We start from the raw sequence: 22,903 nt of genomic DNA, 5'->3' as shown, positions 1-22,903 counted from the left end.
GTCGCGCCAATACCTTTCACCACAGCTTCATCTCGGGACGGGACCCTTTAGCCATGTCTGCCATCCGCCATGCCCTCAACACCAAGCGCGAGGACGATTTCGCCGCATGGTATCAGGAAGTCATCTCCGCCGCCGATATGGCCGAGGAATCTGGGGTGCGCGGCTGTATGGTCATCAAGCCGTGGGGCTATGGCATCTGGGAACGGATGCAGCGCCTGCTGGATGACCGGATCAAGCGGGCAGGGGTACAGAATGCCTACTTCCCGATCTTCATCCCGCTCGCCAATTTCTCCCGCGAGGCGGAACACGTGGACGGGTTCGCCAAGGAAATGGCGGTTGTCACCCACCACCGGCTGATTGCCGACGGGAAGGGCGGGCTGATCCCCGATCCCGAAGCGAAGCTGGAAGAGCCGCTGGTGGTGCGCCCGACCTCGGAAACGATCATCGGTGACGCCATGAGCCGCTGGGTGCAAAGCTGGCGCGATTTGCCGCTGCGGCTCAACCAGTGGGCGAACGTGGTGCGCTGGGAAATGCGTACGCGGATGTTTCTGCGCACCAGCGAATTCCTCTGGCAGGAAGGCCACTCCGCGCACGCCGATGCGGAAGAGGCCAAGGCCGAAACGATGATGGCACTCGAAATGTACCGCGCCTTTGCCGAGGAAGACGCCGCAATCCCCGTGATTGCAGGCGAAAAGCCCGAAAACGAGCGCTTCCCCGGCGCGAAGGAGACATGGTCGATCGAGGCCATGATGCAGGACGGCAAGGCGCTGCAAGCGGGCACGAGCCACTATCTCGGCACCACGTTCGCCACAGCTGCCAACATCCGTTACCAGAACGCCGAGGGCTCGGAATCTTTGTGCCATACGGTCAGCTGGGGGATGTCCACCCGCATGGTCGGCGGGCTGATCATGACGCATGGCGATGATGATGGCCTGCGCGTGCCGCCTGCGCTGGCACCGTTCCAGGTGGTGATCCTCCCCATGCTGCGCGACAAGCCCGAAGATGCCGCGCTGATCGCCTATTGCGAAGAATTGCGCGCTGCTTTGGCAACCAAGACCGCGCTGAAAGAGCCGCTGCGCGTGCTGCTCGATACCCGCCCCGGCAAGGCTGCGGCAAAGCGCTGGGACTATGTGCGCAAGGGCGCGCCGGTGATTGTCGAAGTCGGCGGGCGCGATATGGAAAACGGCGTGGTGACGCTGCTGCGCCGCGATGCGCTGTGGGATTTGGATACGGGCAAGACCGCGTTCCAGTCCCCCTCGCGCGAGGAAGCGGCGGACGCGATTCCTGCGCTGCTGGAAGACATCCAGTCGGCGCTGTTCCTTGAAGCGCAGGCCCGCCGCGATGCCAATATCCGCGACGATATCACCGATATGGCGGCGCTCGCCGCGCATTTCGGGGAAAGCGCGAAATATCCCGGCTGGGTGAAAGTGCAGTGGAAAAAGCAGACGGGCGAGGCGCTGGACACTGTGGTCGAGCAATTGAAAGCGCTCAAGCTCACCTTCCGCAATGTGCCCATGAACACACCCCCTGCGGATGGACGCTGCATCTTCACCGGCGAACTGGCGGACGAACGGATTTACGTCGCGCGGGCGTATTGAGGCTTAGGGCCACTTGCATGGGCCGCGTTTTTGCGCGAACCATGCCGCCATGCGTTACCCGATCCTAGCAGCGGCGCTTCTGGCCGCTCCCTTCGCCTCTGCCAGCGCGCAGCAAGACCCCGGCCTCGATGTTTCGGAAGAGCGCCTGCGCGCCGATGTGGAGGCCATGGTCGGTTTCTACACGCGGCACACGCTCTCCAGCCAGACCGATCCCGAACGCGGCATCGGCGCGGCATTGGAATGGGGCATCGGCGAGTTCCGCGAGGCGAGCGCGGCTTGCGGCGACTGTCTCGAAACGCGCTTTATCGAAACCGAAGTCAGCGGACGGCGCATTCCGGAGCCGGTGCGGCTGCGCAATGCCATCGCCATCCAGTGGGGCACCGAACGGCCGAACGAGGTCGTCATCATCCAAGGTCATATCGACAGCCGCGGCTCCGATGTGCTTGATGCCGAAGTCGAAGCGCCGGGCGCGAATGACAATGCCAGCGGCAGCGCGTTGACGATCGAGGCCGCGCGGGTGCTCAGCCAGCACATTTACCCCACGACAATCATTTATGCATTGCTCAGCGGCGAGGAGCAGGGCCTGTATGGCGGCAATCTGCTCGCCGATTATGTCACCGAACAGGGGTGGACGGTGAAGGCCGTGCTCAACAATGATGTGGTGGGCGGATCGTGCGGATCGGACGGGGTGTGCGATGCCGAAAACGTCCGCGTCTTTTCCGAAGGTGTGCGCGCCGATGCCGACGCAGCCACCCGCGCGCGGATGCGCAGCATGGGCGGGGCGAACGATTCCCCCAGCCGCAACCTCTCACGCTGGCTCGATACGCTCGCTGCGCAATATGAGGACGGGCTGGATGTCCGCCAAACATGGCGCAGCGACCGCATGGGGCGAGGCGGGGACCACCTGCCGTTCCTCGACCGGGGCTATCCCGCCATCCGCTTCTCGGTCGCCATCGAAGATTACGAACACCAGCATCAGGATTTGCGGGTCGAAAACGGTGTGATCTATGGCGACACCATCGCGGAGATGGATTTTCCGTATCTTGCACGCGTGACGCAGTTCAACGTCCGCGCGGCGGACCGACTGGCGCGTGCTCCGATGCCTCCGAGGGTTACGGCGAACGGGATCGTGCGTCCGGATGTCTTGCTCGAATGGCAACCCGTGGATGGCGCTGCCGGGTACACCGTGTGGCGTCGCCGCACGGATGAGCGGGATTGGAACCAGCGCCTTACGGTTGCTGATGCCGGAGATGGTGCGGAAATCAGCGTGACGCTTGCACCCGATCGCGGCGATGACTGGATTTTCGGCGTCAGTTCAGTATCAGCGGACGGCAGCGAAAGCCCCGTCTCCAGCGCGGTTCCCGGCGGGGAGTTCTATCCGCTGCCTCAGGGAGATGACTCCCAATAAGCCGTCATTGCGAGGAGCCGCTGGCGCTGCGCCAAAAGCGTTGCTCGACACAAACCGAGCCGGTGCGTAATGCCAGCCTATGTCCAAACGCCCGAACACCCGCAAATTCCAAGGCCTCCCTTCGAAGGATCAAATCCTCGAATTCATCAAAACCGCTGACGGCCCGGCGGGAAAGCGCGAAATCTCCCGCCATTTCCGCCTGAGCGGGCAGGAAAAGATCGCACTCAAGGCGCTGCTCAAAGACATGGCCGAGGAAGGCCTGATCGACGGGAGCCGCAGCGCGTACACCCGCATGGGCGGCGTGCCCAAGGTCACCGTGCTGCGCATTGTCGAAATCGACGAGGGCGAGCCTTACGCGATCCCCGAAAGCTGGCAGCCCGACGACGCCACCCCGCCGCCTCGCCTGCGGGTGATCGAACGCAAGAAGCAGGCGGCGCTGCGCGTGGGTGACCGTATCCTTGCCCGCACCGAGGAGGCCGGGCGCGGCTGGTTGGCGCATCCGATGAAGAAACTGCCCTCGCAAGAAGGCGCGATGCTCGGCGTGATCGAGATTGACGGGGCCGGGCAGGCGTGGCTCGCGCCTGTGGACAAGAAGATCCGCAATTCGGCCAAAGTCAGCGATACGGGCGGGGCAGAAAAGGGCCAGCTCGTCCTCGCCGAACCGGCCGGGCGCGGGCGCAATGCCAGCGTGAAAGTCACCGAAGTGCTCGGCGACCCGCTCGCTCCCAAAAGCTACTCGCTCATCGCCATCCACAAATACGGCATCCCGCACACCTTCCCGCAGGAGGTGCTCGACGAGGCTGAACACGCCGCCAAAATCCCGCTTTCCGAAGACCACCGCGAAGATCTGCGCCATCTTCCCATCGTCGCCATCGACCCCGCCGATGCGCGCGACCATGACGATGCGATCTGGGCCGAGCCGGACGGGAAGGGCGGCTTCCGCGCGCTCGTCGCCATTGCCGATGTCTCCTTCTACGTCCGCCCGACCAGCAAGCTCGACCGCGAAGCGCGACGGCGCGGCAATTCGGTCTATTTCCCCGACCGGGTGGTTCCCATGCTGCCCGAAGTGCTTTCAGCCGATGTCTGCTCGCTGAAAGAGGGCGCAGACCGGGCGGCGATGGCTTGCCACCTGACGATCAACGCCAAGGGCCAAGTGACCGACTGGCGCTTCACCCGCGCCTTGGTGCGGATTCACGAGGTGATTGCGTATGAAGATGCGCAGGCCCGCATCGACGGGGGCGAGGCGGCGGAGAACCTCCAAAACCTCTGGGCTGCGTGGAAGGCGCTTGCCTCCGCCCGCAACGACCGCGACCCGCTCGATCTCGACCTGCCCGAACGCCGCGTGGTGCTGGACGAGCACGGCAAGATCAAGGAAATCGCCATCCGCGAACGGCTCGATGCGCACCGCGTGGTGGAGGATTTCATGATCGCGGCCAATGTCGCCGCGGCGAAGGCGCTCGAAAGTAAGGTGCAGCCGGTGGTCTACCGGATTCACGAGCCGCCCACGCGCGAGAAGCTGATTGCGCTGCGCGAATATTTCGAAACGTTGGGCAAAAAGCTGGCGTTGGGGCAAGTCATCACGCCCGGCCTGTTCAACCGGATGCTGAAAGACATTGCCGATCCGGCGGAAAAGGCGCTGGTGATGGAGGCGGTGCTGCGCAGCCAGACGCAGGCCTATTACGGGCCGAAGAATGCGGGGCATTTCGGGCTGGCGCTGGGCAGCTACGCGCATTTCACCTCGCCCATTCGCCGCTATTCGGATTTGCTGGTGCATCGCGCGCTGGTGGATGGATACGGGCTGGAGCAGCCCGCGCCCAAGGGCCAGATTCCCGACACCAGTGGCCTTGCCGACCACGACCGCGCCGATCTCGGCAAAATCACCGATGCGATCAGCATCACCGAACGCCGCGCGATGGAGGCCGAGCGCGATACGATCGACCGCTATGTCGCCGCGTGGCTCTCTGGCCGCGTGGGCGAGGTCTTCAAAACCCGCATCACCGGCGTGCAGAGCTTCGGCTTTTTCGCGACGATTGTCGGGCTGGGCGGTGACGGGTTGGTGCCGATCAGCACGCTGGGCCGCGAATATTTCCGCCATGACGAAGCCGCGCACGCGCTGATCGGCGAGCAAAGCGGCACCCGCTACGCGGCGGGCGATATGCTCGAATTGCGACTGGGCGAGGCGAACCCGCTCACCGGCGCGCTGAAATTCGAACTGCCCGAAGGCGGCGGAGAGCAGCGCATCGAACCGCGCGGCGGCCGGCACGGGCCAAAGCCCAAGCGCGACCGGCAGGGCAAGCACCAGGTCGGCAAACGCGGCCGCCCGGGCAATATCCGCCATCAAGGGCGGGGGAAGAAGTAGCGCAAATACGCACGGTCGCTTTAGCGACCGCAAGGGCGACCGCCCGCCCGCAGCGGGCGCGTAGCGGAGCGAAGCGCGTCTAGCGAGGACGAAGCCGCGGATGCGGCTTCGCAACCTCAAGAGAGTCGATCAATATCTTCCGCCGACAGCGCACCCGGCACGATAATCAGCGGGCAGGTCAGCGCGCTCATATGCGTCGAGAAATACGTCACCAGCGGCCCCGGCGCGCCTTCGGCGGCTGCGCCCAGCACCAGTGCGGCGACTTCGGGGTGCTCTTTCAGATAGTTGGCCACCACCGTCTTTCCGTCTCCCACGCGCACCGCGATCTGCGGCATCTTGCCGCTTTCATAGGCAAGCTCTCCCGCGGCAGAGTTCGCCAGCACCTCCGCCCGGTCGCGCGCCTCTTCCTCGATGGTCGCCTGCACGCCGCCAAAGGCGCTGAAATTCTGCTTCGGCACCATGGCCAGCAAATGCACCACGCCACCGGTTTTCGCCGCGCGGCGGGAGGCGAAACGCAAGGCCACGCGGGCTTCCTCGGTTTCGTCGATAATCACCAGATAGACGCGCATTCGTATTTCCCTGTGGCAAGCCTTGGGTATCTCGCCAAACGCCGCCATACGCAAGGCCCAGCACTGTAGGCCTTGCTCCGGAAGGGCAAATTGGCCAATGAATGCGCACACGGTCCAACGCAGTATCAGGGAGCCTGCACCGCCCATGCCCATTGCCATCAAGATGCCCGCACTTTCTCCGACGATGGAGGAGGGAACTCTCTCCAAGTGGCTGGTGAAAGTGGGTGACAGCGTGTCCGCCGGTGACATCATGGCCGAGATCGAAACCGACAAGGCGACGATGGAATTCGAAGCGGTGGATGAAGGTGTGATCGCGCATATCCAGGTGGCAGAGGGCACCGAAGGCGTGAAGGTCGGCACGGTGATCGCGACTCTGGCGGAAGAGGGCGAGGATGCGGGCAGCGTGGCGCCTGCTGGTGGATCAAGCGAAACAGCCAAACCCGAGAGTGCTGAGCCTGTCGGAAGCGAAGCTGAGGCGAAGGCTCAACCACTGTCCTCCTCTTCTGAAGAGAAGAGCAGTCCTTCGACAAGCTCAGGACAGTCGGAAACCAAGGTTGCACCCGCCACAGGCGGCGACCGCATCATCGCCTCCCCGCTTGCCAAGCGGATTGCGGAACAGAAGGGCATCGACCTTGCAGGCGTGAAGGGCTCCGGCCCCAATGGCCGCATTGTGAAGGCTGATGTGCAAGGCGCGCAGCCCGGCGCGGCTGCTGCTCCAGCTGCTGCGAGCGCTCCGGCCCCGACACCTGCTCCGGCTCCCGCACAAGCTCAGGATTTCGGCATCCCGCACGAAGTCGAAAAACTCTCCAATATGCGCAAGACGATTGCGCGCCGCCTCACCGAGAGCAAGCAGCAAGTGCCGCATATCTACCTCACGGTCGATATCCGCCTCGATGCGCTCTTGAAGCTGCGCGGCGAGCTGAACGCCGCGCTCGAACCGCAGGGCGTGAAGCTGTCGGTCAATGATCTGCTCATCAAAGCGCTGGGCAAATCGCTTGAAGTGGTGCCCGCCTGTAACGTGCAGTTCGCGGGCGATTCCATGCTCAAATTCAGCCGCGCCGATATTGCGGTGGCGGTTAGCATTCCGGGTGGCCTCATCACCCCCATCGTCACCGATGCGGGTAGCAAGGCGGTGAGCAAGATCAGCACCGAGATGAAAGACCTCGCCACCCGCGCGAAGGATGGCAAGCTGATGCCGGAGGAATATCAGGGCGGCACCGCCAGCCTTTCCAACATGGGGATGTTCGGCATCAAGCAGTTCGAAGCGGTGATCAATCCGCCACAGGGCATGATCATGGCCATCGGCGCGGGCGAGGCGCGGCCCTATGTGGTCGACGGCGCGCTCCAGATCGCGAGCGTGATGAGCGCCACCGGCAGCTTCGACCACCGCGCCATCGACGGCGCCGACGGCGCGCAGCTGATGAAGGTGTTCAAGGAAATGATCGAGGCACCGCTGGGGCTGGTGGCTTAATTGAGCGTAGCCACTGCCATACCAGTTTTTCGCTTTGTTGCAGTGGTCCTCGCTTGGCTGGAGATCGCTTTCGCCATATTCTGGGTTGCACTTCTGCATAGCGCCTTAGGCAATGAACCTAGCGATGGCATTCTCGCAATTCTCTTAGCCATTGTCTTCTGCTCTGTTCCGCTGGCTGGCCTTTTGGTCGTCAAGTTCGTCAATCGAAGCCTTATCGACGCGATCATAGTTACATTGTTAGTTTGTTGGCCACTTGCTGTTTGGTGGATGACTTGGAATCTGTGATGCAGAACCGTAACCCCGCCATGCGCACCGTCGCCATGCCCGCCGACGCCAATGCCTATGGCGACATTTTCGGCGGCTGGCTGATCAGCCTGATGGACTCGGGTGCGGGCCTTGTCGCGGCGCGCCATGCGAAGGGCAGGGCGGTGACGGTCGCGATGGATGCGGTCGAGTTTCACAAGCCGGTGAAAGTGGGCGACGAAGTCTCGGTTTATGCCGAGATCACCAAGGTCGGGCGCACCAGCATGGTGATCGCCACCGACGCCTTCCGCCGCGAACGGCACTCGGAGGAAGAGGAGCTGGTCACCTCGGCCAAATTCACCTTTGTGGCGATAGACGATGCGGGCAAACCGCGTGCGGTGAATGCAGGATGAGTGCGCCGCGAACCAACTCCTCTCCCCTTGCGGGAGAGGAAGGGGCCCGCCGCGCAGCGGTGGGAAGGAGAGGGGGCAGGCGCGACCTGCTGCCTTTGGCGAAACATATGCGCCGCGAGCCCACCGATGCAGAGCGCAAGCTCTGGTCGCTGCTGCGCGGCAAGCGATTGGGCGGCCACAAGTTCAAACGGCAAGAGCAAATTGGCGATTACATCGTCGACTTAGTTTGCTTCGGTTCCCGCGTGATTATCGAAGCCGATGGTTCACAGCACTCAGATGATGCCGACGCCGCGCGCGATCATTGGCTCACATCCCAGGGCTTTCGGGTCTTGCGGTTCTGGAACAACGAAATTCTCAACAATTCCGATGGGGTAGCGCAGATGGTTCTCGCTGCGCTCGAAACCCCTCTCCCCGACCCTCTCCCGCAAGGGGAGAGGGAGAAGGACGGCGAGGTATGATCGCACTCTTTCCTACAATCGGCGCGGCGGACATACTCTGCGGCATGAAACGCTCGCCGCACCTCTTTTTGCAATCCACAAAACGCGCGCCAAAACAGACCGCAGGTTTTTTCCTCCTGGACACTGTAACAGGTGTAACAGGTTCCAACCAACCCATTGAAAACAGGACAGCAAATGGCTGACAACTCCTACGACATCATCGTTCTCGGTTCCGGCCCCGGCGGCTATGTCGCGGCGATCCGCTGCGCGCAGCTTGGCATGAAGACCGCCATCGTAGAGCGCGAGAACCTGGGCGGCATCTGCCTCAATTGGGGGTGCATCCCCACCAAGGCGCTGCTCCGTTCGGCAGAGATCCTGCATTACGCGCAGCACGCGAGCGATTACGGGCTGAAGATTGCGGGCACTATCGAGGCCGATCTGGAAGCGGTGGTGAAGCGCAGTCGCGGTGTCGCCAAGCAGCTTTCGGGCGGCATCGCGCACCTGATGAAGAAGAACAAGATCACCGTCCATATGGGCGAGGGGACGCTGACCGGCCCGACTTCGCTCACCGTAAAAGGCGAGAAGGGCGAGGAGAAACTCACCGCCAAACACGTGATCGTCGCCACCGGGGCGCGCGCGCGCAATCTGCCCTTTGCTCCGGCGGACGGAAAGCGCATCTGGACCTATCGCCACGCCATGGTGCCGCCGGAAATGCCGAAGAAGCTGCTGGTGATCGGATCGGGCGCCATCGGTATCGAATTTGCCAGCTTCTACAACGATATGGGCTGCGATGTGACCGTGGTCGAAATGCTCGACCGGATCGTGCCGGTGGAAGATCACGAAGTCTCTGCCTTCCTCGAAAAGAGCCTCACCAAGCAGGGCATGACGATCATGACCGGCGCAGGCGTGGAAGCGCTGGAAGTGACCGGCAAGGGCGTCACCGCGAAGATCAAAGACAAAGCGGGCAAGGTGCACGCCAACGAATACACGCATTGCATCACCGCCATCGGCATCATGCCCAACACCGAGAATATCGGGCTGGACAAGCTGGTGGAGATGGATCGCGGTTTCATCCAGATCGACCCCTATGGCCGCACCAAGTCGAAGGGCCTGTGGGCCATCGGCGACTGCACGCCGGGGCCGTGGCTGGCGCACAAGGCGTCGCACGAAGGCGTCACCGCTGCCGAGGCCATCGCGCAGGAACTGGGCAACAAGGACGTCCACCCGCACCCGCTCAACCGCGATGCAATCCCCGGCTGCACCTACTGCCACCCGCAAATCGCCAGCGTCGGCATGACCGAGGCGAAGGCGAAGGAAGCGGGGCGCGAAGTGAAAGTCGGCGTGTTCCCCTTCATCGGCAACGGCAAGGCGATTGCGCTGGGCGAGGCCGAGGGCTTCACCAAGACGGTGTTCGACGCCAAGACCGGCGAGCTGCTGGGCGCGCACATGGTCGGCGCGGAAGTGACCGAGATGATCCAGGGCTACACCATCGGCATGACGCTGGAGACGACCGAGGCGGAGCTGATGAACACCGTCTTCCCGCACCCGACAATCAGCGAGTCGATGCACGAAGCGGTGCTGGGCGCATATGGCCGGGCGCTGCATATCTGATGGTCGAGGGGAAGGGCACACACTCCTACCTCCCCGATCCGCGCAATGCGGACATCCTGATCTGCGTCAATGGCGAGCATTTCGCGCGCGACGCGGCGAAGGTCAGCGTATTCGATAGCGGCTTCATGCTGGGTGATGGCGTGTGGGAGGGGCTGCGACTCCATCACGGAAGGCTCGCCTTTCTTGACCAGCATTTCGACCGGCTGTGGCGCGGGGCGAAGGCGATCCATATGGAACTGGGCGTCACCCGCGAGGAGTTGGAGCGGCGGCTCTACGCAGTGCTAGACGCCAACGGCATGACCGGCGACGGGGTGCATATCCGCCTGATGTGCACCCGCGGTATCCGCTCGACCCCGTATCAGGATCCGCGTGTGGTGATCAGCCCTGCCACCATCGTCATCATTCCCGAATGGAAAGAGCCAGCGCCCGAAACCGCGACGCGGATGCTCGACCTGTTCACCGTCCATGTCCGGCGCGGCTATCCCGATGTGCAGGACCCGATGCTTAACTCGCACAGCAAGCTGAACTGCATCACGGCCTGCATCCAGGCAGCGCAGGCAGGGGCGGACGAGGCGCTGATGCTCGATCCGCACGGCTTTGTAGCGACCTGCAATTCGACCCATTTCTTCATCGTGAAGGATGGCGAAATCTGGACGTCGAGTGGCGATTACTGCCTCGATGGGATTACGCGCGGAACGGTTATCAGCGTGGCGCGCGAGGCGGGGATTATGGTGCGCGAACGCAATTTCTCACTGACCCATGTCTATGGCGCAGACGAGGCTTTCACGACAGGCACCTTCGCGGGCGTGGCTCCGGTGGGAACGGTGGACGGGCGGGTGCTCGGCACGCAGCGGGGGCCGATGGTGGAGCGGCTACAGCAGCTCTACCTCGCCCGGCTGGCGAAGGACGTGGCAGCGCGGAGCAAGCCGTCGTGACGTTCCGGATCGCCATGTGGAGCGGCCCGCGCAACCTCTCTACAGCGATGATGCGCAGCTTTTCCAGCAGAGCGGACACAGCGGTGTCAGACGAGCCGTTCTATGGTGCCTACCTCCGCGAAACGGGCGATCCGCAGCCGATGATGGACGCGGTCATGGCGTCGATGGAGTGTGATTGGCATCGCGTTGCCGGTACGCTGCGCGGTGCTGCGCCAGACGGGAAGGCCGTTTGGTATCAGAAGCATATGTCGCACCACATGGAAGGCCCGGTTTCCATCGCCGACTTCCCCGAATTCCGCCATGCCTTCCTGATCCGCGATCCGGTGCGGGTGGCCGCGAGCTATGCCAACAAACGCACTGAAATCCGGCCCGAACACCTCGGCACGGCGCGGCAGCGGGACTTTTTCGAGCGCGAGGCAGACCGGCTTGGCCATGCACCGCCAGTGGTGGACAGCGCCGCCGTGCTCGCCAACCCGGCGGGCGTGCTGGAAGCACTGTGCGATGCGCTGGGTATCCTGTGGGACACAGCGATGCTCGGCTGGGAGAAAGGCCCGCACCCCGCAGACGGCGTGTGGGGCGCGCATTGGTACGACAAGGTGAATGCCTCCACCGGTTTCGGCGATGCGCCAGGCGGTTTGCCCGAACTTCCCGGCGAATATGCCAGAGTAGCAGAGCAATGCCGCGCCGATTACGAGGCTTTGGCGCACCATGCGATAAGGGCATGACAGAGGCCGCCATTCGCGCTAATTGCGCCGCGCTTGGCTGGACAGGTGGCAGAGCGGTTGAATGCACCGGTCTTGAAAACCGGCAAGGGTGCAAGCCCTTCGTGGGTTCGAATCCCACCCTGTCCGCCAACGAATTGGGGGGCCGCGACAAGCGGAAAAGACATGGCAATAGATGAAAGCAATTCAGTCATCGTGCTCGTCGGGCACTCTGGCGTTGGAAAATCCACCCTTGGGCCTACACTCGCGGAGGCGCTGAACTATAATTTTTTTGACGTAGATGCGGAAATCGCGAGCATTTCTGACGGAGGATCAAACGGACTATCTACACGCCGCGGCCTATTGCAAGGTCTGAGCCGATGCAACCAATCAGTAATTGCCGCTGGATACGAGGATTTCTCTGACGAAATTATGGGGCCGCAGATTAAGGAACGCGTGTTTTCTGTCTGGATCAAGGCTGCTCCTAACGAGAGGCTCGGAAAAACCGTAATTGGTCACCTGTTTTCCCCCGCGTCCTTAACCAGCTTCAACGCAATTAGTAGGCTCGAGCAAGATAAGCTGTTCAGCTTTGCGGATCTAACTGTTTCGATTGGTTCTCTCGACATACCGGAAGCCAGTAAGCTTCTGATAGACACGGTGAAGGCAGCGCTGCCACTTCGCCATTGAGCTACGCGTCCTGCGCCAAAGTCCGATTCCACACACTTCACCTTAATCGCGAGTCCATCTGCCTCAGAGCACAATTCAGGGGATTCCCTTTGGGGAGACGACCGCATAGGGTGCCCACATGATCAGCAAACCTCTCCGTCTCGCCGCCCTTGCGATTGCCGCTTCGCTCGCCTTCGCCACGCAAGCCAATGCCCAGACGCAGTCTTTTGACGCCTATCTCGAAACCGTCGCTGCGCAGGCCCGCGCCGAAGGGGTGAGCCAGCGAACGATTGACGCCGTGTTCACCGGCCTCACGCCCAACAACCGGGTGATCGAGCTGGACCGCGACCAGCTTGTTTCCGCAGGCAGCCCGCGCACGTCCACCGGCTTCCCCTCGATGGCCAACTACCTCGGCCGGCACAACACGCAGGCGCGGATCAATGGCGGCGTGCGCACTTTGGCGCGGGTGCGCCCGATCGCGTCGCGGATCGAGCAGGAATATGGCGTTCCGGCAGAAATCGTCATCGCCATCTGGGGGCACGAGACGTCTTACGGCGCGGTGATGGGCAGTTTCGATCTGCCGCGCAGCCTCGCCACGCTGGCCTGGGAAGGCCGCCGCCGTGATCTGTTCGAGCCCGAACTGATCGCGGTGCTGAAAATGGTCGATCAGGGCGTGCCGCGCAGCCGCTTGGTCGGGAGCCATGCCGGTGCATTCGGCAATGGCCAGTTTCTCCCCAGCGTCTATCTGCGCCTCGCGGTCGATGCTGACGGGGATGGGCAGCGCGATTTGTGGAACAGCGATGCCGATACGCTGGCCTCCATCGCCAATTATTTCCGCGACGCCGGATGGCGTCAGGGCGAGCCGTGGGCGGTGCGCGCCTTTGTGCCCAATACGGCTGACCGCAGCGGGATTGAAAGCCGCGTGACATCGCCGGTCTGCCCACGCGTGCACGAACGCCACAGCCGCTGGCTGACCGTGCGTGAATGGCGGGCGAGGGGCATCGAACCGCGCGCGCCCATCGGTGACGATGTGCTCGCCACGCTGTTCGAACCCGATGGCCCCGCCGCTCCCGGTTACCTGTTAACGCAGAATTATAGGGTTATCCTCGAATATAACTGCTCGAATTACTACGCCATGAGTGTGGGGTTGCTTGCAGATGAGATCTCCCGATGAATTCCGTTTCGCCCGGCTTGCGCCAAGGATTGCGCGGGCTCCGTTAACCCTTTCGCTTGGGCTTGCGCTGGCTGCCTGTGGCGGCGGTGCGGGACAGCCCGGCCTTTCCAGCGCGGGAGACGTGACCGCGCCTGCACGCAGCAACGGGCCGATTGCGGACTTCCCCGTGGTCGTCGGCGCGCCCTACACGGTTGGCAACACCGAATACGAGCCCGCCGATGTGCTCAATTACGATCATGTCGGCTATGCGACGATTGATGCAGGCGCGATGGGTTACACCGGCGCGCATCACACGCTGCCGCTGCCCAGCTATGTCGAAGTGACCGCGCTCGATACCGGGCGCACCATCCTCGTCCGTGTGGAGCGGCGCGGGCCGATGACGTCGAACCATCTGGTCGCCCTGTCGCCTGCCGCGATGGCGCAATTGGGAGCGAGCAGCGAAACACCGGTGCGCGTGCGCCGCGCGGTGCCGCCCGAAGACCAGCGCTTCCTGCTGCGGGCAGGGCAGGCTGCGCCTTTGCGGATGGATACGCCGCCTTCGCTGCTGACCGTGCTGCGTCGACGCTTGCCCGAAGATGGCGGCGCATCGCTGCGCGCGGAAAACGCCGCCAGCCCGGCCGCGACACCGCGCGTTCCGCAACCGATCCCAACGGTGGAGATTGCGCCCTCGACCGCGCAGCAAACTCCGGCGCCCGCTCCGGCACCTGCTCCGGCACCTGCGCCCGCTCCGGCACCGATGCCCGTTCCCGCGCCGCGCGTTGCGGATGTGCCCGCGCTCCCGCCGCTCGGTTCTAGTTCACCAGCGCCCGCTCCGGCCCCGGCTCCGGCTGCGACCACGGCTCCGGCAGCCACTCCCGCACCGGCACCTGCGCCCGCTCCGGCCCCAGCAACCGCAGTCACAGGCGGCTTCGTTGTGCAGGCCGCCGCGTTCGCTGATCGCAGCCGCGCCGACCGCGTGGCGCGCGATATCGGCGGGCAGGTAACGCAGGCGGGACGATTCTACCGCGTGCGCACCGGCCCCTTCGCCACCCGTGGAGAAGCCGAGGCCTCGCTCGCCAATGTCCAGCGCGCAGGCTATAGCGACGCACGAATCTTCACCGGCGACTGAGGCAGCGCGGATGCGCTTGGCCTCCGCCAGACAAGCGGAGCGGGCGTGAAACGGATTGGTGCGGCGATTGGGGCAGCGTGGGCGCTATGGCTCGCCGCGCCTGCTATCGCCAACGAAGCGCCGGTTCCCGATGATATACCGATTGCGCTGCTGGTTGACCTGTCGAACGGGCAGACGCTCTATGCGCGCGAGGCGGATCGCCGCTTCGTGCCCGCCTCCGTCACCAAGGTGATGACCGCCTACACCGCTTTCGCACTGATCGAGGCGGGCGAGCTGCGGCTCGACATGCCCTTCCTCTACAGCCAGGCGCTGGAGGATGAATGGTATAACGAAGGCAGTACCATGTTCCTGCGCGCGGGCGAGCGGCCCACCGTGGCGCAATTGCTGCTGGGGGTGACGACTGTTTCGGGCAATGACGCCAGCGTGGCGCTGGCCGTGGCAGCAACGGGTTCGCTTGATCAATGGCTGGCGCTGATGAACGCGAATGCGCAAGCGCTGGGGATGCGCAACACCCATTTCGGCTCGGCCAACGGCTTTCCCGATGGCGGGCAGACCTATACCACGGCGCATGATCTGGTGCTGCTCGGCCGCGCCACGGTGCAGGAGCATGAGGCGCTCTACCGCCGCTTCTACGGCCATCGCGGGCTGCGCTGGGGCGATATCGCGCAGGACAATCACGATCCTGTGACAGGCCGCGTTGCCGGGGCGGACGGGCTGAAAACCGGTTACACCAACGAAGCCGGGTTCAACTTCCTCGGTTCGGCCGAGCGCGACGGGCGGCGGCTGATGATGGTGCTGGCGGGCGCGCCGACCGAGCCCATGCGCGATGAAGCCGCGCGCGCCTTCCTCGAATGGGGGTTCGCCAATTTTCGCCAGCAGCGCCTGTTTGCGGGCGGCACCCGCGTCGGGCTGGCGCAGGTGCAGGACGGGGAGCGGCGCGAGGTCGGCCTGCGCCTGCCCGAGGATTTCGCCATCGCTCTGCCCGAGGGCGTGGGGGAAGGGGACTACACTATCGATATCGCCTATCGCGGGCCAATCATGGCACCCTTCGCCGAAGGCGACATCGTGGCACGCTTGCGGCTGGCGATTGACGGGGAGATCGTTCTCGAAGCGCCGCTGGCGGCCGCCGAAAGCGTGGAACGGGCAGGCCCGCTGGAGCGGATCGCGAACGCCTTTGCCGGGTGGCTGGGATGAGCGGCGGGCGCTTCATCACCTTCGAAGGCGGCGAAGGCGTCGGCAAATCGACGCAGGCCCGAATGCTCGCTGAAATGCTGCAAGCGCGCGGGCGCAGCGTGCTGCTGACCCGCGAGCCGGGCGGCACCAAGGGCGCCGAAGCCATCCGCGCACTGCTGCTCGATACGCAATATGACTGGGACGCGAATGCCGAGGCGCTGCTGTTCGCCGCCGCGCGGTCCGACCACGTCACCCACGCTATCGGACCCGCGCTCGATGCCGGCAAATGGGTGGTGTGCGACCGCTTCATCGATTCCTCACGCGCCTATCAGGCGGGAGGAGACGATCTGTCCGACGATGCGATCCTCTCGCTCCACACCATCGGCTCTTACGCGCTGATGCCCGATGTTACTTTCCTGCTTTATGCCAATGGCGAGGACGTGGCGCAGCGCCTGGAAGCACGCGATGGCGATACGCCCGACAGGATTGGCGGAAAATCGGCCGAATATCACGCCAAGGTCGGGCAAAGGTTCCGCGACCTTGCGGCGATGGATCCCGAGCGCTTCGTGCTGATCGATGCGAGCGGCTCGCCCGACGCGGTGCACCAGCGGATTGTGCAGGCGATGGCGCCGATGCTGGGCGAGAGCGGATGACGCGCCCGGCGGCCGACTATATCGGACATGCGCAGGCCTGGGCCGAATGGCGGCGCGCCATGGCGGGCGAGCGGATGCATCATGGATGGATTTTGTCGGGCCAGAAGGGCGTCGGCAAATCCGCCTTCGCGCTCGCCGCCGCGCGTGAACTGGTGGCCGAAGCGGGCGTGAAGCAGCCCGAGGGCGACCATCCCGATATCCTCTACATTTCGCATGGCCCGAAAGACGACAAGGAGGAAAAGAAGCGGCAGGACGGCAAGCCGTTTGAACTCGCCCGCAGCATCCGCGTCAAGCAAGTGCGCGAATTGCAGCAGCGCCTGACGACAAGGCCGACGCTGGGCAGCCGCCGTGTGGTCATTTTCGATCCGGCTGACGATCTGGAGAAAGGCGCCGCCAACGCACTCTTGAAAAGTCTCGAGGAACCGCCTGCGGGCACTCACTTCCTGCTGATCGCGCATCGCATCGGGCGACTGTTGCCGACGATCCGCTCGCGTTGCCGCGTGCTCGATTTTCCGCGCGTTTCCGACGCTGATATGGACGCGGTGCTGGCCCGCGAGGCACCACAGGCCAGCGCCGCCATGCGCGCCGCCGCGATTGCGGCCGCCAGCGGCTCTCCGGGTGCAGCGATCGATTTCGTCGAGCTCGATCTCGGCGCGATACACCAGCTGATGCAGGTGCTGGTCGAACGCGGTGATCCCGATTTCTCCCTGCGCGGCCAGCTCGCCGCCGCGATGGGCGCACGGCCCAAGCGCGAAAAGCAGTTTGCCGCCATCGAGCTCGCCCGCGCGGTGGTGGCTGACAGGCTGGCGCGCACGCCCAAGCGGGCCATCCCCACGCTCGTCGACACCCACAGCGCGCTGGTGAAGCTGGCAGGGCAAGCGCCGACCGCCAATTTCGATGCCGGCCTGCTCATCATGGAGGTCGGAACGCTGCTCGCCGGTCTTGCAGGCAGGAAAGCGTCAGCCTAGGGACAGCGGCGATGGCCGATCCCTTCTATCTCACCACCGCGATTCATTATCCCAATGGCAGGCCGCATATCGGCCATGCCTATGAGACGATTGCCGCCGATGTGCTCGCCCGCTTCCACCGCCAGATGGGGCGCGAGGTGCGGTTCCAAACGGGAACGGACGAACACGGCCTCAAAATGGCGCAGAAGGCCCGCGAACTGGGCATCACCCCGCGCGCGCTGGCGGACGAAATGTCAGGCCATTTCCGCAGTCTGTTTGATCAGCTTGATATCTCGTATGATCGCTTCATCCGCACCAGCGAGGATGTGCACCACCGCGCCAGCCAGGCGATCTGGCGGGCGATGGAAGCCAAGGGCGATCTCTATCTCGACCGCTACGAAGGCTGGTACTCGATCCGCGACGAAGCCTATTATGACGCAAGCGAGTTGACCGAAGGCGAGGGGGGCGAGAAGCTCTCCCCGCAGGGCACGCCGGTGGAATGGACGGAAGAAGAAACGTGGTTCTTCCGCCTCTCGAACTATCAGGACAAGCTGCTCGCGCTTTACTCTGAGAACCCCGATTTCATCCGGCCGGCAAGCCGTCGCAACGAAGTGCTGCGCTTTGTCGAGGGAGGCTTGCGCGATCTTTCGGTCAGCCGCACCAGCTTTGACTGGGGGGTGAAAGTCCCCGGTGCGGAAAACCATGTGATGTATGTGTGGGTGGATGCGCTCACCAATTATCTCACCGGATTGGGCTATCCCGATGCGACGCCGGACATGGCCAAATTCTGGCCCGCCGATCTGCACTTGATCGGCAAGGACATTACCCGCTTCCACACCGTTTACTGGCCCGCCTTCCTGATGAGCGCGGATATCCCGTTGCCCAAACAGGTGTTCGCGCATGGCTTCCTGCTCAATCGCGGGCAGAAGGAATCGAAGTCGCTGGGCAATGTCACCGATCCGGGCGAACTGGCGGAGCGGTATGGAGTAGACGTGCTGCGGTATTTCCTGCTGCGCGAATTCAGCTTCGGGCAGGATGGCAGCTATTCGGCAGAAGCGATTGTAAACCGTTCAAATTCGGAATTGGCCAACAGCTTCGGCAATCTGGCGCAGCGCACGCTTTCGTTGATCTTCAAGAATTGCGAGGCGGCCCTGCCCGAAGTGCATAGGCATACCGACGAAGACAACGCGTTGTTCACCCATGTTGACCGCGTAATCCATCAGGAAATGCCCGCCGCCTATGCCGATCTGGCTTTCGCGCAGGCGCTGGAAGCGTGGATGGGCGCGGTGTTTGCCTGCAACGCCTATATCGATGCAGCGGCGCCCTGGGCGCTCAAAAAGACCGATCCGGAGCGGATGCAGACGGTACTCGCCACGCTCTACATTTGTATCGCGCAGCTTGCGGTAGCGGTGGTGCCGGTCATGCCCGGATCAATGGCGAAACTGCTCTGCGCGATGGGGATTGGCGAGGACTTGCGCAGTCCCGATGCCATCCGGTCGCATTGGTACTCGCCGCTGGCAGAGAGCGATTTCCGGCTCGATCAGCCGCAAGGCCTGTTCCCCCGCCTCGAACTACCCGCAGCCGAGGGCGAGGGCGCGTAGTGCTGATCGATAGCCACTGCCACCTGGTTTACCAAGGGCTGGTCGAACGGCAGGCCGAGGTGCTCGCCAATGCGCGCGCGGCAGGGGTCGACGGCTTCCTCAACATCTCGACGCGCGAGCGGGAGTGGGACGAAGTGGTGGCCGTGGCCGAACGCGAGCCCGATGTGTGGGCCACCGTGGGCATCCACCCGCACGAGGCCGACCAGCACGCTGATCTGGGCCGCGAGAAGCTGCTGGCGGCAAGCGACCATCCCAAAGTCATCGGCCTCGGCGAAAGCGGGCTCGATTATTACTACGACAAGTCCGACCGCGATGTGCAGCGCGATCTGTTCCGGATGCATATCGGCGTAGCGCGCGAAACCGGCCTGCCTTTGGTGATCCACACCCGCGATGCGGACAGGGACACGGCGGACATTCTGGCGGACGAGATGGGGAAGGGCGCCTTCCCTGCCCTCATCCACTGCTTCACCGCCTCGCCCGCATTCGGCCGGCAGGTGCTGGAAATGGGGCTCACCATCTCGCTATCGGGCATAGTCACTTTCAAGAACGCTGTCGAACTACAGGAATTTGCGAAAGAAATTCCGGCTGGCCGCCTGCTGGTAGAAACCGACAGCCCGTTCCTCGCGCCCGTCCCGCATCGCGGCAAGAAATGCGAGCCTGCCTTTGTCCGTAACACCGCCGAATTTGTGGCAGACCTACGCGGCGTGAACGTGGAAGAACTCGCCGCAACCACGACCGCCAATTTCTTCGCGCTGTTCACCAAGGCCGGGCGAAAGGGCGCGGCGTGAAGCTGATCGTGCTCGGCTGCGGCACGTCCACCGGGGTTCCGCGCATCGGCAATGATTGGGGCGAATGCGATCCGAGAGAGCCGAAGAACCGCCGCAGCCGCGTTTCGATCATCGTCGAGAACAAGGCCGGTGCGCGGTTGCTGGTCGATACGTCGCCTGATCTGCGGGGCCAGCTGCTCAGCAATTCGATTGCCAAAATCGATGCGGTCTTCTGGACGCATGATCATGCCGACCACTGCCACGGCATCGACGATCTCCGACCCTTCCGCTTCGGCAGAACCTCGGGTGTTCCCGGATTTGCCTCCGAATTCACCGCAGGTCGGCTTCGGCGGCGCTTTGACTATGTATTTGAGGGGCAGAATGGCTACCCATCTATAGTCGAGCTTAACACGCTGGAAAACATACGGATTTTCGCAGGCTTCGGTGTCGAGCATATGGAAATGCCGCACGGGCCGATCACCACGACTGCCTATCGCTTTGAATGCGATGGTAAATCAATCGGTTATGCGACAGACTTCAGTCATTTGACGAAGGAAATGATCGCCTTCTTTGACCGGGTCGATATCCTCGTTACCGATTGCTTGCGGCGCGAAAAGCATCCCACGCACGCCAATCTCGCCATGTCGTTGGAATTTGCCAAAAAGTGCAAAGCCGGAAAGGCCGTGCTGTCGCATCTGGACAAGAGCATGGATTATGCGACTTTGCAGGCAGAAGTTCCGGGCAATGTCCTGGTCGGCTATGACGGAATGGAGCTGTTGGCGTGAACGGTGTGCATTGGGTCTCGATCATCGGATTGGTCGGCTGGCTGGCGCTAGCGGCTGGCGCGTATCGATCCTACCAGATCGACACCAGTGATACGATCCGCATGGCACTGATCTGGGCCGCGATATTTGTCGGCGTGGCATTTGTTTTCAGCGTGATAGCATGAGAGGGGGCTTCCTCTCTCCTACGCCCAATACTTTACATAATATATATTATCATTCCAATGTATCCATCCAGATGAACCACTCCCAACCGCTCCCCCGCTATGTCTGATCAACTCAATCGCCTGCTTTCGATCATGGCGCGGCTACGCGATCCGGAGCGCGGTTGCGAATGGGATGTCGCGCAGGATTTCTCGACCATTGCGCCATATACGATCGAGGAAGCCTACGAGGTCGCTGACGCCATCGAGCGCGGCGATATCGACGATCTACGCGGCGAACTTGGCGATCTGCTGCTGCAAGTCGTCTTTCACGCGCAAATGGCCAAGGAAGCCGATCATTTCGCCTTTGAGGATGTCGCCCGTTCGATTGCCGACAAAATGGAGGCGCGCCACCCGCACATCTTCGGCGATGAAGGCGGCGTGATGGACGGCGCACGTTGGGAGGACATCAAGGCGGCCGAACGCGTGTCAGGCGGAGCTGACAGCGCGATGGACGGCGTCGCGCGCGCGCTACCGGCTCTGATGCGTGCGCAGAAGCTGCAAAAGCGCGCCGCACGCGTGGGTTTCGACTGGCCCGACGCAGACGGGCCCGCAGCCAAAGTCGCCGAAGAAGTGCAGGAGCTGCGCGACGCCGCGCCGGACGAACGGTTCGAAGAAGCGGGTGATTTGCTGTTTGCTGCGGTCAATCTGGTGCGCGCCTACGGCATCGCCCCCGAAGATGCACTGCGCGCCGCCAACAGCAAGTTCGAACGGCGCTTCCGCGCAATGGAACATTTGGCGGACGGCAGGTTCGCCGAGCTCGATCTTGATGCCCAAGAGGCGCTGTGGCAGCGCGTGAAGCACTCTGAAAGCTAACCGCCAAGCGACTCAAATCGCCCGAATTCCTTATCTGTCAGGCGCACCACAAGGCGTCGTTGTGGCCCACCCTCACCCTCGCCCGCATCGTCATCGGCAAGCACTGCGCCATGGGCGTGCAGCCAGGCAAGCCGCGCGCCATCGCTGGCTGAAAGTGTCAGCGTATAGGTCTGCGCGCCTTTGGTCAGCACCGCGCCCAGATATTCGGCGAGCGAGCTAACGCCTTCCCCTGAAACAGCGGAAATCGGCACAACGGCATCATCTGTCGCGGCCCGAGCGCCTAGCTCCTCGCGGGCTTCGGCATCGAGCAAGTCCCACTTGTTCCACACTTCGACCACCGGCGCGTCGATACCCTCCCCCGCTTCGTCCACCACGCCGAGATCGGCGAGGACGGAGAGCACTTCGCGCTTTTGCTGCGCGGTATCGGGGTTGGCGATATCGCGCACGTGCAGCACGATATCGGCAGCGGTGACTTCCTCCAGCGTGGCACGGAAGGCTGCGACGAGCTGCGTCGGCAAATCGCTGATGAAACCCACCGTATCGGAGAGGATCGCCTTCTCGACACCCGGCAGGCTGATCGCCCGCATGGTCGGGTCGAGCGTGGCGAAAAGCAGATCCTCTGCCATGACGTCTGCCCCGGTCATCCGATTGAACAGTGTCGACTTCCCAGCATTGGTATAACCGACCAGCGCGATGACCGGCCACGGTGCCCGCCCCCGCCGCTTGCGATGTAGCGCGCGGGTTCTGCGCACCTGTTCGAGCTCGCGCCGCAACTTCGCCATGCGGTCGCGGATCAATCGCCGATCGGCCTCGATCTGCGTTTCGCCGGGGCCGCCGAGGAAACCGAAGCCGCCGCGCTGGCGTTCAAGGTGCGTCCAGCTGCGCACCAGACGGCTCGCCTGGTAATCGAGATGCGCCAGTTCGACCTGCAAACGCCCTTCCGCCGTGGCGGCGCGCTCGCCGAAAATCTCCAGAATCAGGCCGGTACGGTCGATCACCTTGCGCTTGATCTTGTCTTCGAGATTGCGCTGCTGGATTGGCGTCAAAGCGCCATCGACGATCACCAGTTCGGCTTCGTGCAATTCGCAATCGGTGGCGATGCGTTGCACCTGCCCTTCCCCGAACAGCGTATTGGGGCGCATATCACGCACGGTGATCGCATAGGCTTCGGCCACCACAATCCCGATGGCGAGCGCCAGCCCCTTGGCTTCCTCAAGCCGCGCAGCAAGGTCTTCGCCGACCCTGTAGCCACGAATTTCCGGACACAC

23 protein-coding genes and 1 tRNA gene are annotated in these 22,903 nt (G+C 63.3%); 22 read left to right on the top strand and 2 right to left on the bottom strand.

What is annotated here, in order from left to right; genetic code table 11:
* The first annotated feature begins 53 nt into the window (after positions 1-53).
* The 3 genes from GC121_RS11785 (at position 54) to rnr (ending at position 5,365) form a co-directional block, all read left to right on the top strand.
* A complete protein-coding gene (locus tag GC121_RS11785; RefSeq protein WP_151974587.1) occupies positions 54-1,598 on the top strand; it encodes an aminoacyl--tRNA ligase-related protein in 1,545 nt (514 codons plus the stop codon).
* Between the two features lie 49 nt (positions 1,599-1,647).
* A complete protein-coding gene (locus GC121_RS11780; protein ID WP_151974585.1) occupies positions 1,648-3,006 on the top strand; it encodes a M28 family peptidase in 1,359 nt (452 codons plus the stop codon).
* Between the two features lie 79 nt (positions 3,007-3,085).
* Positions 3,086-5,365, top strand: a complete 2,280-nt coding sequence (gene rnr, locus GC121_RS11775) for a ribonuclease R (RefSeq protein WP_151974583.1) — start codon at positions 3,086-3,088, stop codon at positions 5,363-5,365.
* 116 nt (positions 5,366-5,481) lie between these two features.
* On the opposite strand, the gene GC121_RS11770 is transcribed toward rnr, so the two are convergent.
* The gene (locus GC121_RS11770) at positions 5,482-5,934 is read right to left on the bottom strand and encodes a universal stress protein (RefSeq protein WP_151974581.1); all 453 of its coding nucleotides are present in this window, start codon (positions 5,932-5,934) and stop codon (positions 5,482-5,484) included.
* A gap of 145 nt (positions 5,935-6,079) precedes the next feature.
* Here GC121_RS11770 and GC121_RS11765 point away from each other — a divergent pair, with 145 nt between their 5' ends.
* From GC121_RS11765 to mazG, 19 genes are all read left to right on the top strand, one after another.
* Positions 6,080-7,405, top strand: coding sequence for a pyruvate dehydrogenase complex dihydrolipoamide acetyltransferase (locus GC121_RS11765; protein ID WP_151974579.1), 1,326 nt, complete (start codon positions 6,080-6,082; stop codon positions 7,403-7,405).
* Positions 7,406-7,689: 284 nt separating this feature from the next.
* Complete coding sequence (locus GC121_RS11760) at positions 7,690-8,061, top strand: acyl-CoA thioesterase (RefSeq protein WP_151974577.1); 372 nt, start codon at positions 7,690-7,692, stop codon at positions 8,059-8,061.
* Between the two features lie 107 nt (positions 8,062-8,168).
* Positions 8,169-8,519, top strand: coding sequence for an endonuclease domain-containing protein (locus GC121_RS11755; RefSeq protein ID WP_151974576.1), 351 nt, complete (start codon positions 8,169-8,171; stop codon positions 8,517-8,519).
* Positions 8,516-8,701 carry a hypothetical protein gene (locus GC121_RS11750; protein WP_151974574.1) on the top strand — a complete coding sequence of 62 codons (186 nt, stop codon included), beginning with the start codon at positions 8,516-8,518 and terminating at the stop codon, positions 8,699-8,701. The genes GC121_RS11755 and GC121_RS11750 overlap by 4 nt, the downstream gene beginning before the upstream one ends.
* Complete coding sequence (gene lpdA / locus GC121_RS11745; RefSeq protein WP_151974572.1) at positions 8,694-10,109, top strand: dihydrolipoyl dehydrogenase; 1,416 nt, start codon at positions 8,694-8,696, stop codon at positions 10,107-10,109. The genes GC121_RS11750 and lpdA overlap by 8 nt, the downstream gene beginning before the upstream one ends.
* A complete protein-coding gene (locus GC121_RS11740) occupies positions 10,109-11,044 on the top strand; it encodes an aminotransferase class IV (RefSeq protein WP_151974570.1) in 936 nt (311 codons plus the stop codon). Before lpdA ends, GC121_RS11740 begins: the two co-directional genes overlap by 1 nt.
* Positions 11,041-11,769: an HAD family hydrolase gene (locus GC121_RS11735; protein WP_151974568.1), complete on the top strand. Its 729-nt coding sequence runs from the start codon at positions 11,041-11,043 to the stop codon at positions 11,767-11,769. Before GC121_RS11740 ends, GC121_RS11735 begins: the two co-directional genes overlap by 4 nt.
* A gap of 39 nt (positions 11,770-11,808) precedes the next feature.
* Positions 11,809-11,898, top strand: a tRNA-Ser gene (locus GC121_RS11730).
* 33 nt (positions 11,899-11,931) lie between these two features.
* Entirely contained in the window at positions 11,932-12,432 is a 501-nt protein-coding gene (locus GC121_RS11725; RefSeq protein ID WP_151974566.1) for a shikimate kinase, read from the top strand.
* A gap of 118 nt (positions 12,433-12,550) precedes the next feature.
* Positions 12,551-13,585, top strand: coding sequence for a lytic transglycosylase domain-containing protein (locus tag GC121_RS11720; RefSeq protein WP_151974564.1), 1,035 nt, complete (start codon positions 12,551-12,553; stop codon positions 13,583-13,585).
* Positions 13,569-14,693 carry an SPOR domain-containing protein gene (locus tag GC121_RS11715; protein ID WP_151974562.1) on the top strand — a complete coding sequence of 375 codons (1,125 nt, stop codon included), beginning with the start codon at positions 13,569-13,571 and terminating at the stop codon, positions 14,691-14,693. The genes GC121_RS11720 and GC121_RS11715 overlap by 17 nt, the downstream gene beginning before the upstream one ends.
* 45 nt (positions 14,694-14,738) lie before the next feature.
* Positions 14,739-15,887: a D-alanyl-D-alanine carboxypeptidase family protein gene (locus tag GC121_RS11710; RefSeq protein WP_151974560.1), complete on the top strand. Its 1,149-nt coding sequence runs from the start codon at positions 14,739-14,741 to the stop codon at positions 15,885-15,887.
* Positions 15,884-16,519, top strand: coding sequence for a dTMP kinase (gene tmk, locus GC121_RS11705; RefSeq protein ID WP_151974558.1), 636 nt, complete (start codon positions 15,884-15,886; stop codon positions 16,517-16,519). The genes GC121_RS11710 and tmk overlap by 4 nt, the downstream gene beginning before the upstream one ends.
* Complete coding sequence (locus GC121_RS11700; protein WP_151974556.1) at positions 16,516-17,487, top strand: AAA family ATPase; 972 nt, start codon at positions 16,516-16,518, stop codon at positions 17,485-17,487. Before tmk ends, GC121_RS11700 begins: the two co-directional genes overlap by 4 nt.
* 11 nt (positions 17,488-17,498) lie before the next feature.
* Positions 17,499-19,067, top strand: a complete 1,569-nt coding sequence (gene metG, locus GC121_RS11695; protein WP_151974554.1) for a methionine--tRNA ligase — start codon at positions 17,499-17,501, stop codon at positions 19,065-19,067.
* Positions 19,067-19,855 carry a TatD family hydrolase gene (locus GC121_RS11690; protein WP_151974552.1) on the top strand — a complete coding sequence of 263 codons (789 nt, stop codon included), beginning with the start codon at positions 19,067-19,069 and terminating at the stop codon, positions 19,853-19,855. Before metG ends, GC121_RS11690 begins: the two co-directional genes overlap by 1 nt.
* Complete coding sequence (locus GC121_RS11685; RefSeq protein ID WP_151974550.1) at positions 19,852-20,619, top strand: MBL fold metallo-hydrolase; 768 nt, start codon at positions 19,852-19,854, stop codon at positions 20,617-20,619. The genes GC121_RS11690 and GC121_RS11685 overlap by 4 nt, the downstream gene beginning before the upstream one ends.
* A complete protein-coding gene (locus GC121_RS15345) occupies positions 20,616-20,783 on the top strand; it encodes a hypothetical protein (RefSeq protein ID WP_199857844.1) in 168 nt (55 codons plus the stop codon). The genes GC121_RS11685 and GC121_RS15345 overlap by 4 nt, the downstream gene beginning before the upstream one ends.
* 99 nt (positions 20,784-20,882) lie before the next feature.
* A complete protein-coding gene (gene mazG, locus GC121_RS11680) occupies positions 20,883-21,635 on the top strand; it encodes a nucleoside triphosphate pyrophosphohydrolase (protein WP_151974548.1) in 753 nt (250 codons plus the stop codon).
* Here the strand turns inward: mazG and hflX are convergent.
* Positions 21,632-22,903, bottom strand: coding sequence for a GTPase HflX (gene hflX, locus GC121_RS11675; RefSeq protein ID WP_234421225.1), 1,272 nt, complete (start codon positions 22,901-22,903; stop codon positions 21,632-21,634). The genes mazG and hflX overlap by 4 nt on opposite strands.

The sequence above is a fragment of the Erythrobacter sp. EC-HK427 genome, assembly GCF_902498745.1.
GTDB lineage: Bacteria > Pseudomonadota > Alphaproteobacteria > Sphingomonadales > Sphingomonadaceae > Alteraurantiacibacter.
The sequence above is the reverse complement of the archived record's forward strand: the minus strand, read 5'-3'. Positions and strand labels throughout refer to the sequence as shown.